Annotated in this window: 11 protein-coding genes; 9 read left to right on the plus strand and 2 right to left on the minus strand. The window is 57.4% G+C overall.

The annotated features are described in order from the left end of the window. The 6 genes from ADS46_RS19180 to fba form a co-directional block, all read left to right on the plus strand. Positions 1-171: transketolase-like TK C-terminal-containing protein (locus ADS46_RS19180; RefSeq protein WP_199825233.1), on the plus strand; the 171-nt coding region annotated here is incomplete at its 5' end. A gap of 16 nt (positions 172-187) precedes the next feature. Next, positions 188-538, plus strand: a complete 351-nt coding sequence (locus ADS46_RS12805; RefSeq protein ID WP_066320724.1) for a CidA/LrgA family protein — start codon at positions 188-190, stop codon at positions 536-538. Further along, positions 528-1,250 carry an LrgB family protein gene (locus tag ADS46_RS12810; protein WP_066320728.1) on the plus strand — a complete coding sequence of 241 codons (723 nt, stop codon included), beginning with the start codon at positions 528-530 and terminating at the stop codon, positions 1,248-1,250. The genes ADS46_RS12805 and ADS46_RS12810 overlap by 11 nt, the downstream gene beginning before the upstream one ends. An 86-nt stretch (positions 1,251-1,336) precedes the next feature. Beyond that, entirely contained in the window at positions 1,337-2,377 is a 1,041-nt protein-coding gene (locus ADS46_RS12815) for a type I glyceraldehyde-3-phosphate dehydrogenase (protein ID WP_066320730.1), read from the plus strand. 54 nt (positions 2,378-2,431) lie between these two features. Then, the gene (locus ADS46_RS12820; RefSeq protein ID WP_066320731.1) at positions 2,432-3,601 is read left to right on the plus strand and encodes a phosphoglycerate kinase; all 1,170 of its coding nucleotides are present in this window, start codon (positions 2,432-2,434) and stop codon (positions 3,599-3,601) included. Positions 3,602-3,678: 77 nt separating this feature from the next. Next, positions 3,679-4,743, plus strand: coding sequence for a class II fructose-bisphosphate aldolase (fba, locus tag ADS46_RS12825; protein ID WP_066320732.1), 1,065 nt, complete (start codon positions 3,679-3,681; stop codon positions 4,741-4,743). An 84-nt stretch (positions 4,744-4,827) separates the two neighbouring features. Here the strand turns inward: fba and ADS46_RS12830 are convergent, their stop codons facing one another. Then, positions 4,828-5,139 carry a hypothetical protein gene (locus tag ADS46_RS12830; RefSeq protein ID WP_066320738.1) on the minus strand — a complete coding sequence of 104 codons (312 nt, stop codon included), beginning with the start codon at positions 5,137-5,139 and terminating at the stop codon, positions 4,828-4,830. Between the two features lie 270 nt (positions 5,140-5,409). Between ADS46_RS12830 and ADS46_RS12835 the strand changes: the two genes are divergently transcribed. From ADS46_RS12835 to ADS46_RS12845, 3 genes are read left to right on the plus strand one after another with little or no spacing between them, the layout of a single operon-like run. Further along, the gene (locus ADS46_RS12835; protein ID WP_066320740.1) at positions 5,410-6,108 is read left to right on the plus strand and encodes an HAD family hydrolase; all 699 of its coding nucleotides are present in this window, start codon (positions 5,410-5,412) and stop codon (positions 6,106-6,108) included. A gap of 4 nt (positions 6,109-6,112) precedes the next feature. Then, positions 6,113-6,487: a translation initiation factor Sui1 gene (locus ADS46_RS12840; RefSeq protein ID WP_066320742.1), complete on the plus strand. Its 375-nt coding sequence runs from the start codon at positions 6,113-6,115 to the stop codon at positions 6,485-6,487. Positions 6,488-6,544: 57 nt separating this feature from the next. Then, entirely contained in the window at positions 6,545-7,453 is a 909-nt protein-coding gene (locus ADS46_RS12845) for a nuclease-related domain-containing protein (RefSeq protein WP_066320743.1), read from the plus strand. Positions 7,454-7,459: 6 nt separating this feature from the next. Here ADS46_RS12845 and ADS46_RS12850 read toward each other — a convergent pair whose 3' ends face one another. Beyond that, entirely contained in the window at positions 7,460-8,791 is a 1,332-nt protein-coding gene (locus ADS46_RS12850) for a deoxyguanosinetriphosphate triphosphohydrolase (protein WP_066320745.1), read from the minus strand. Positions 8,792-8,975 lie beyond the last annotated feature (184 nt).

Below are 8,975 nucleotides of genomic sequence, written 5' to 3' on the forward strand. Positions count from 1 at the left end.
ATCGCCATCGAAGCCGGGCATGCGGACTACTGGTACAAGTACGTGGGCCTGGATGGCCGGGTGATCGGCATGACCACCTACGGCGAATCGGCCCCGGCAGGCGACCTGTTCAAGCACTTTGGCTTTACCGTCGAGAACGTTGTCAAACAGGCCAATGAGCTACTCGGCTAGGCGAGCGAGGTAGGCCATGCCCGCGTTGAACGGCTTGCTATGGCTGATTAGCTACTGGCTGATCGGCGAAGTGGTCATCCATTTCTCCGGTCTGCCCATTTCTTCCGGTGTGGTCGGCATGCTGCTGATGGGCGTCACCCTTTCAGTCATCGGCCGCGTGCCGTCAAGCATCTCGGCCGCCGCCCAGCCGCTGATTGGGCTGCTCGCCATGCTCATCATGCCCGGCGTTGTGGGCGTCTTCTTTATTCTCGATGAACTGGCAGGCCAATGGCTTGCCATTCTCGTAGCGCTGTCACTCGGGACGCTGCTGAGCGTGGTCACGACACTCTGGCTTCTGAAACGCCTCATGGGGCATCATGCCCACTGACGTATTAGCAACGCTCACGGCGACGCCGCTGTTTGCCGTCGGGCTGACACTGGCAGCCTTCTTAGTGGGCAGCGCGCTATTCAATCGTCTAAAACAGCCTTCCTGGCTGCCCGCCATCCTGATCGCCGCATTACTGCTGACCGGGGCATTAGCGCTGATAGGGATGCCTTATGCCACCTATCAGCAGGGTGCTGCTTGGCTGACGGTGCTGTTAGGCCCGGCGACGGTTGCCCTTGGAATGCCGCTTTACCAGCAGCTGCCACGCATTCGCGCACTCTGGCGCCCGTTAGCGGTATGCCTGCCCATCTCTGCGGCACTGGCAACCTTCTATGCGTTGGGTATTGCCTGGTTAATGGGCAGTCCCGGTCAGATATTGGCTTCTATCGCTGCCAAATCCGTTACTGCGCCCATCGCCATTGGCATTACCGAACAGTTGGGTGGCAACGTGGCCCTGCTGATGGGTGCCCTGCTGGTGACAGGGGTCGTCACCATCCCGTTTGTGAGCCTTTGCGCAAGGGTTTTACACATCGACGACGAGCGCATTATCGGCTTTGCTCTGGGGCTGAATGGTCACGCGATTGGCACCGTGCGAGCCTTTGAGCTAAGCCATACCGCCGGCGCCTTTGCCTCATTGGGGATGAGCCTGACCGGCATTTTTACTGCTCTACTGCTACCACTGGCGTGGGAGCTGATAGGCGTGGGCAGTGGATAAGCATCACCCGCTGAAATACGTTATCATCGCGCCTACTTTCATGCCCATCGTGGCCCCTGCTCCACTTTCAAGAGCCGCTTCGCGACATGGCTGACTCCAAAAGGTATCGCATCGCCATCAATGGCTACGGACGCATAGGTCAATGCATCCTGCGCGCGCTGGTTGAGCGTGACCACCCCGAGATTGAGGTGGTGGCGATCAACGAGCTTTCCGACCTGGCGACCATTACCTATCTCACCCGTTACGATACCACTCACGGCCGTTTTCCAGGTGAGGTGGACAACGATGGCGAAGCGCTGCTGATCAAGGGTCAGCGCATTCATGTGCTCTGCGAACAGGACCCAGGGTCACTCCCCTGGGCCGCCCTGGATATTGACCTGGTACTGGAGTGCTCGGGCAGCTTCAAGGATCGCGCCACTGCCGAGCGTCATCTGGACGCCGGCGCCAAGCGACTGCTGTTTTCTCAACCCGCGGAAAGCGATGTCGATGCCACCATCGTATGGGGCATTAACCAGGACGAGCTGACGCACTCTCAGCGCATTATCTCGGCGGCCTCGTGTACCACCAATTGCCTGGTACCCTTATTGACCGTTCTCGACAACGCACTGGGACTGGAACACGGCGTGACCACCACGATTCATTCGGCCATGAATGATCAGCCGGTCATTGACGCCTACCATCAGACCGATCTGCGCCTGACGCGCTCGGCGATGCAATCCATCGTGCCGGTGGACACCGGCCTGGCGTTGGGCATCAGCCGCCTGATGCCAAGCCTTGCCGGTCGTTTTGAGTGCCTGCATGTGCGCGTCCCCACCATTAACGTATCCGCCATGGATGCAGCGCTGACGGTGAACCAGGACACCGATGCCGACCAGGTGAATGCGCTGTTGCGGGAAGCCAGCCAGCAGCGATTGGCGGGGGTATTAGGCTATACCGAAGCCCCCATGGCATCGATCGATTTTAATCACGACCCGCGCTCTGGCATCCTAGACGCCACACAGACGCGGGTGGCAGGCAGGCGCCTGGTCAAACTGCTGTGCTGGTTTGATAACGAATGGGGGTTTGCCAATCGCATGCTGGACATCACCCAGCGCCTGGCCACGCTGACGGATGGCAGCGCACGCTGACTTGCAGGGCCGCATCATGACTTTTCACCCGCTTGAACACGAGGAAATACTCGCATGAACGTGCAAAAAATGACCGACCTGCCCTTGAAAGGGCAGCGCGTACTGATTCGTGAAGACCTCAACGTACCGATCAAGCACGGGCGTGTGTCCAGCGATGCGCGTCTGCGGGCGGCGCTTGCGACGATCCAGGCGGCCGCCGAGGCCGGTGCCAAGGTCATGCTGATGAGCCACCTGGGCCGCCCGACGGAAGGCGAGTCAGCCGACGAATTTTCACTGGCCCCCGTCGCGGCACACCTGGGTGAACTGCTGGGCCGCCCAGTCAAGCTGGTTACCGACTATCTTGATCGTGCACCGACAATGGCTGACGGCGACGTTGTGCTGCTGGAAAACGTGCGCTTCAACACCGGCGAGAAGAAGGACGACGAACAGCTGGCCAAACAGTATGCCAGCTTGTGCGATATCTTCGTGATGGATGCCTTCGGCACCGCCCACCGTGCTCAGGCATCGACCCATGGCGTTGCACGCTTTGCCCCGAAGGCGTGCGCAGGCCCGCTGCTCGCCCAGGAACTTGATGCGCTGGAAAAGGCCCTGGCTCATCCCGCTCGGCCCATGGCGGCGATTGTTGGCGGCTCAAAAGTGTCGACCAAACTGGACGTGCTGACCGCGCTTTCCGACAAGTGCGACCAACTGATTGTTGGCGGCGGCATCGCCAATACGTTCATCGCCGCCGCAGGCTACAATGTCGGCAAGTCGCTCCATGAGGCGGATTTAATCGGTCAGGCAAAAGCGCTGATGGAAAAAGTCACTATACCGCTACCCACCGATGTTGTGGTGGCGACCGAATTCTCCGAATCTGCCGACGCGGTGGTCAAGCCGGTCGATCAGGTAGCCGATGACGAAATGATCCTGGACATCGGCCCCGATACCGCCACGCATCTGGCCAGCTTGTTGAAAAACGCCGGTACCATTTTATGGAATGGCCCGGTCGGCGTGTTTGAAATTGATCAGTTTGGCAAAGGCACCGAAGTAATCGCCCATGCCATCGCCGCAAGCAGCGCTTTCTCAATCGCTGGTGGCGGTGATACCTTGGCGGCCATCGATAAATACGCCATTGAAGATCGTGTGTCCTACATCTCAACCGGCGGCGGCGCCTTTCTTGAATACGTCGAAGGCAAACAGCTACCTGCCGTGGCAGCGCTCGAAGCCGCCGCCCAACGCGGATAATCGTTAACATTTTAGCGGGCGCTCGCTGCGCCCGCTGACTCCGATACCAGCATTAACCTCACAGATAAGGTGACTCAATGGCTTTGATCAGCATGCGCCAAATGCTCGACCATGCCGCCGAATACGGCTACGGCGTTCCGGCGTTCAACGTTAATAACCTGGAGCAGATGCGCGCCATCATGGAAGCCGCCGATGCGACTGACTCACCGGTCATCGTCCAAGCGTCCGCCGGTGCCCGCAAGTACGCGGGCGCCCCTTTTCTGCGCCACTTGATTCTGGCGGCCGTTGAAGAGTTTCCGCATATTCCTGTCGTCATGCACCAGGATCATGGAACCAGCCCGGCCGTCTGCCAGCGCTCTATCCAGCTCGGCTTCTCATCGGTAATGATGGATGGCTCGCTGGGCGAAGACGGTAAGACCCCCACAGATTACGCATACAACGTTGATGTGACGCGCCGCGCTGTCGACATGGCGCATGCCTGCGGCGTTTCCGTCGAGGGCGAACTGGGCTGCCTGGGCAGTCTGGAAACCGGCATGGCCGGTGAGGAAGACGGCATCGGTGCCGAAGGCAAACTCGGCATGGAGCAACTGCTCACCGACCCGGAAGAAGCCGCCGAATTCGTCAAGGCTACCCACGTGGACGCACTGGCGATTGCCATCGGTACCAGCCACGGCGCCTACAAGTTTACCCAGCCGCCGACGGGCGACACGCTGTCGATCCAGCGTATCAAGGAGATCCACGCACGCATTCCCGATACCCATCTGGTGATGCACGGCTCGTCCTCCGTTCCTCAGGAGTGGCTGGATGTCATCAACCAGTACGGCGGCCAGATCCCTGAAACCTACGGGGTGCCCGTCGAAGAGATCGTGGAGGGCATCAAGCACGGTGTGCGCAAGGTCAACATTGATACCGATCTACGTCTGGCGTCCACCGGTGCGGTGCGTCGCTTCCTGGCAGAGAATCCATCAGAATTCGACCCGCGCAAATTCCTCAAGGAAACGGTATCGGCCATGCGCGAGCTGTGTATTGCGCGTTATGAAGCCTTTGGTACCGCGGGCAATGCCAGCAAGATCAAGCCGATCAACCTGGAAACCATGTACCAGCGCTACGAGCGTGGCGAGCTGGCCCCCAAGGTAACGTAACGCCAACGACATGCAGCCCCGATCAAAAAAGACGGCCAACTTGGCCGTCTTTTTAATTTAATGGACACTTATTGAATGGGGCACTTACTCTTCGTCTTCGGCATCGCTTTCGCTGTCATCACTTTCTCCGTTATCCGCATTCGCATCGCCAGAGCCGCCAGTACCCGCTGAGGTTTCTTCATCTGCTTCCTCAGCACCATTGCTATCGGCGTCAGAGGTATCGCTGCTGCGATCTTCCGCGTCCCGCTTAACGGCACCTGCTTTAATACCATATTCTTCCTCGAGCGCTGCATCGTCGAGAGGCTCGTGCTCATGTTCGTCAGCGGTTGCCGCACTAGTGGCGGCCAGCATGGCGGCAGCAAACGCCAACGGCATGATCCAGGGGGTTAGTCGCATCGTCACGGTCTCCTTATTGTGGTTTCAACAGCTTAGCATGTAACTCAGTGCCCCGCGCCTCTCCGTACAACGTAGAAATGGCGCCCAATCAACGGCCTAAAACGTCGTCGTTGCCGCGCGTTTTGGTTAATCTGAATCAGCTTGACCGCCCGGGCAAGCAAAAAATTACAGAACACTGTTCACAAATACGCTAAAATCTCGTTCAATAGGCCTATGATTAATTATTGTGTTTGTCACTGCAGTTGCTAAGTCTCTGCTAGGAAATCTCCCATGCCGCTCCCCCTGTTATTATTTGATTGCGATGGCACCCTGGTTGACAGTGAACCCCTCCTTGCCGAAGAGATGTCGACGGGGCTGAATAGCGTGGGACTTCCTTTCGTACCGTCTGACTATATGGGTGAATTTAGAGGCTCACGCTTTCGTAATATCGTTGCTCAGTTGCAGTTACGCCATGGCGACGTCTGCAACGATCAGCTAAACAGCATGGAAGCCGCCATGCGTGCCAGCCTGGCTGAACGGCTCGCCAATGAACTCACCACGATTCCCGGCGCTAAAGAAGCCATTGAGCAGCTATCCGCTTACCCGAGCGCTGTGGTTTCCAACGGCCCTGAAGGCAAAATTCGCACTGCGCTCAAAGCAACGGGGCTCGATGGCTATTTCGCAGAACGCCTTTTCAGTGGCTACACCGCCAACTGCTGGAAACCAGAACCCTGTTTGCACCTCTACGCCGCGAGTATCATGGGGTTCAACGCAGCTAACTGTATTGCCATTGATGATGCATTGGTCGGCGTACGGGCTGCTCTTGAGGCAGGCATGAAGGTCATTCACTTGAACCGCTTTCCCGACGCGGAAACCACGCCGGAAAATGCCATCATGATCAGCAGCATGTTTCAGCTACCTGCCGTGGTCAGGCAATTAAGCCAGGAAATGAGCCAGGCAGCCGAGCCTTATTACTCTGAAGGAAAATAACGCGATGGCTTCACTACGCGACCAGCTTGGTGGGCTGGTATATTCCACCGAAAAAGGCAACACATGCCCTTCTTGCCGCGAACCTCTGGAATCCTGTCGCTGTGATGCCGATAGCGAACAAGCGCGTATTGCTGCACTTGACGGCATCGTCCGTATTCGTCGCGAAACCAGTGGCCGCAAAGGCAAAGGGGTCACGACGATTAGCGGCATACCGCTAACTACCACAGAGCTCAAAGACCTCGCCAAAGCGCTTAAAAAACGCTGTGGCACAGGCGGTGCTGTTAAAGATGGCATCATTGAAATTCAAGGTGATCACCGTGATAGCCTGAAGCAGGAATTAACTGCACGCGGCTATCAAGTCAAACTGGCTGGTGGCTAATCCATGCGTCTCAGGACGGACCGTCACTGTGCAGTCACATCGCACTAGGACTTTGCAATGACCTGGCTAGAATATTTGCTCCCGCTGATTTTTCTCTTTCCCATGGCGGCGATGGCCAGCATTGTTTTGGCTCTCCGAAGCCTGCATGACGCTCGTGTCCAATCTCCCTTCGACACCCCGCTACGCGAGCCCGGCCAGGCATTGCGCTACCGGCTGGATCAAGCATTCTCAAGCCTGTTTCTCAACGGCGCGCTAGGCCCTTTAATCAGCCTTTCGCCACTGGTCTATGGAATGGGGCGAATGCTGTTTGCCGACAAGCAGGACTGGGTGGAATGGGCTCTCTATGGCTTGCTTAGTACGCTGCTTGTCCTGGCGTTTTCATTGCTTTTAGTGCGCGACTACCAACGCATTCGGCGATTGAAGCTGGGGCTTGCCTGCGAGCTTGCTGTTGGCCAGGAACTTGAACGGCTTATCCGCCCTGATGCGCACCCTTACTATGTTTTTCACGACGTGCCGACGGATAGCTTTACGATTGACCATGTGGTGGTGACCCCGCACGGCGTTTTCGTGGTCGAAACCCGGGCACGCACCGTGCCCATCAGTAATGCAGGGCGTGGGCAAAATACCGTCGCCGTCGAGCGTGAGCGTCTTCGCTTTCCCTACTGGCAAGAACGGCGTCCGCTGCATAAAACACGCCAAGGGGTTGATTGGCTTAGCCAGTGGCTAGAACAACAATGCGGCGTTTCGGTACCGGTGCGAGGTGTCCTGGTATTACCCGGTTGGCACATTGATACCGATGACGCGGCACCTGACATTTTGGTCGTTAGTGGCGATATGCTGGCAAGCCAACTGACTGCGCTCATGCCGGGTCGGATCAGCGACCCCATCCACGATAAAATCATCAATATCCTGCTGGAACGCGCCAAGCTCATGGAGCTGACGCATCTTCGCCAGCCTTCGGTATGATGGCACCTAATCGCCTCGCAAGCGCCCGCCCATTTCCTGGGCCAGGTCGACCGCGTAGTGATCCGTCATCCCTCCGATAAAGTCCAGCATTCGTCGATAGCTATCATAGAGCGGCCAGGAGGCCAGCGGCGTGTTCTCGCCTATCAAGGCGAGTACCCGCTGATGCTTGAACGAGCTGCGCCCGGTGTGGTGCAGTTCGTGCGCAGCACCAATAAAAGCTTCAAGCAAAATGCCCAGCGTTGTATAAGCGCCAATTTCCAGCTTTGCCTTCCGCTCATTCTGAAAAATACGCTCCCGGGCCAGCTGCTTCGCCGCCTTAACGCCCCAGCCTAAATCCGGATGACACAACTCAAGCAAGTCATCCTTGAGCGTGCCGTTCAGCAGGGCCTGCTCGTGCTGAACGAACACGGCGCCAACATCGTTCACGGCGCGCTCCATGGCCGCACCTCGCAGCAGTGCAATACGGCGGCGCTGGGATACGTTGCGCGCCTGCATCTCGGCATACTCGGGCGGGAATTCTCCGGCAATCTGACGCAGCACCTCCACCACTTCTTCGTAGCGCAGAATACCCATCTCCAGGCCATCTTCCAGGTCCAGCAGGGCATAACAGATATCATCAGCCGCTTCCACCAGCCAGGCTAAAGGGTGCCGACACCAGCGCTGTTCCCCCTGTGGGAGTAGCCCCACGGCGTCGGCCACTTCCTTGAGCAGCCCCTGCTCTGACTGATAAGCCCCAAACTTGCCCGCTCGTCCGCTATAGCGCACGGTCCAGGGGTATTTGAGCAGCGCACCCAGTGTGGCTGCTGATAGCCGCATACCGCCATTGAACTGGTTATATTCGATCTGGGTAATCACCCGGAAACCCTGGGCGTTGCCTTCATAGGTCAACAGATCTTCGCGCTCAGCGTCTGAAAGGCCTTCTAACAAACCACTGCTTTGAGCACGCTGAAACCAATCACGGATTGCATACTCACCCGCATGACCAAAAGGGGGATTCCCAATGTCATGCCCCAGGCAGGCGGTTTGGACAATGACGCCAAGGTCAGCAGGCGTGATCCATTCAGGTAGGCGGTCGTGCAGCAACTCACCCACGATCATCCCCAAAGAACGACCTACACAGCCAACTTCCAGCGAGTGCGTCAGGCGAGTATGGATATGATCATTTTCGGTCAGCGGATGCACCTGGGTCTTACGCCCAAGGCGCCTGAACGAGCCTGAGAAAACAATTCGGTCGTGATCCTTATGAAAGGGGCTACGGCCGATTTCACGAGTACTTGTTGAGCGTTGATCGTGAAGACGACGAGGGGAAAGTAGCTGTTCCCAGCGCATCTGAGTCATGGGCATTTCTCCTTAAGGAATGCATTTTGACATAAAACGCCAGAAAACCGCACGTTATGGTGAGGGGGTGCAGTAAATAGTAGACATAAAAAAATCCCCCAAGGCATCAGCCCTGGGGGATTTTTGGTATAGGTGCCTGACGATGACCTACTCTCGCATGGGGAGACCCCACACTACCATCGGC

This window comes from Halomonas sp. G11, from assembly GCF_001663515.1.
Taxonomy (GTDB): Bacteria; Pseudomonadota; Gammaproteobacteria; order Pseudomonadales; family Halomonadaceae; genus Vreelandella.

What these genes read in the sequence shown, in the direction of transcription:
- ADS46_RS12845 (WP_066320743.1), top strand. Translation starts at nt 6,545, where the DNA reads ATGACCTGGCTAGAATATTTGCTCCCGCTGATTTTTCTCTTTCCCATG.
- ADS46_RS12840 (WP_066320742.1), top strand. Translation starts at nt 6,113, where the DNA reads ATGGCTTCACTACGCGACCAGCTTGGTGGGCTGGTATATTCCACCGAA.
- fba (WP_066320732.1), top strand. Translation starts at nt 3,679, where the DNA reads ATGGCTTTGATCAGCATGCGCCAAATGCTCGACCATGCCGCCGAATAC.
- ADS46_RS12815 (WP_066320730.1), top strand. Translation starts at nt 1,337, where the DNA reads ATGGCTGACTCCAAAAGGTATCGCATCGCCATCAATGGCTACGGACGC.
- ADS46_RS12830 (WP_066320738.1), bottom strand. Translation starts at nt 5,139, where the DNA reads ATGCGACTAACCCCCTGGATCATGCCGTTGGCGTTTGCTGCCGCCATG.
- ADS46_RS12850 (WP_066320745.1), bottom strand. Translation starts at nt 8,791, where the DNA reads ATGACTCAGATGCGCTGGGAACAGCTACTTTCCCCTCGTCGTCTTCAC.
- ADS46_RS12810 (WP_066320728.1), top strand. Translation starts at nt 528, where the DNA reads ATGCCCACTGACGTATTAGCAACGCTCACGGCGACGCCGCTGTTTGCC.
- ADS46_RS12820 (WP_066320731.1), top strand. Translation starts at nt 2,432, where the DNA reads ATGAACGTGCAAAAAATGACCGACCTGCCCTTGAAAGGGCAGCGCGTA.
- ADS46_RS12835 (WP_066320740.1), top strand. Translation starts at nt 5,410, where the DNA reads ATGCCGCTCCCCCTGTTATTATTTGATTGCGATGGCACCCTGGTTGAC.
- ADS46_RS12805 (WP_066320724.1), top strand. Translation starts at nt 188, where the DNA reads ATGCCCGCGTTGAACGGCTTGCTATGGCTGATTAGCTACTGGCTGATC.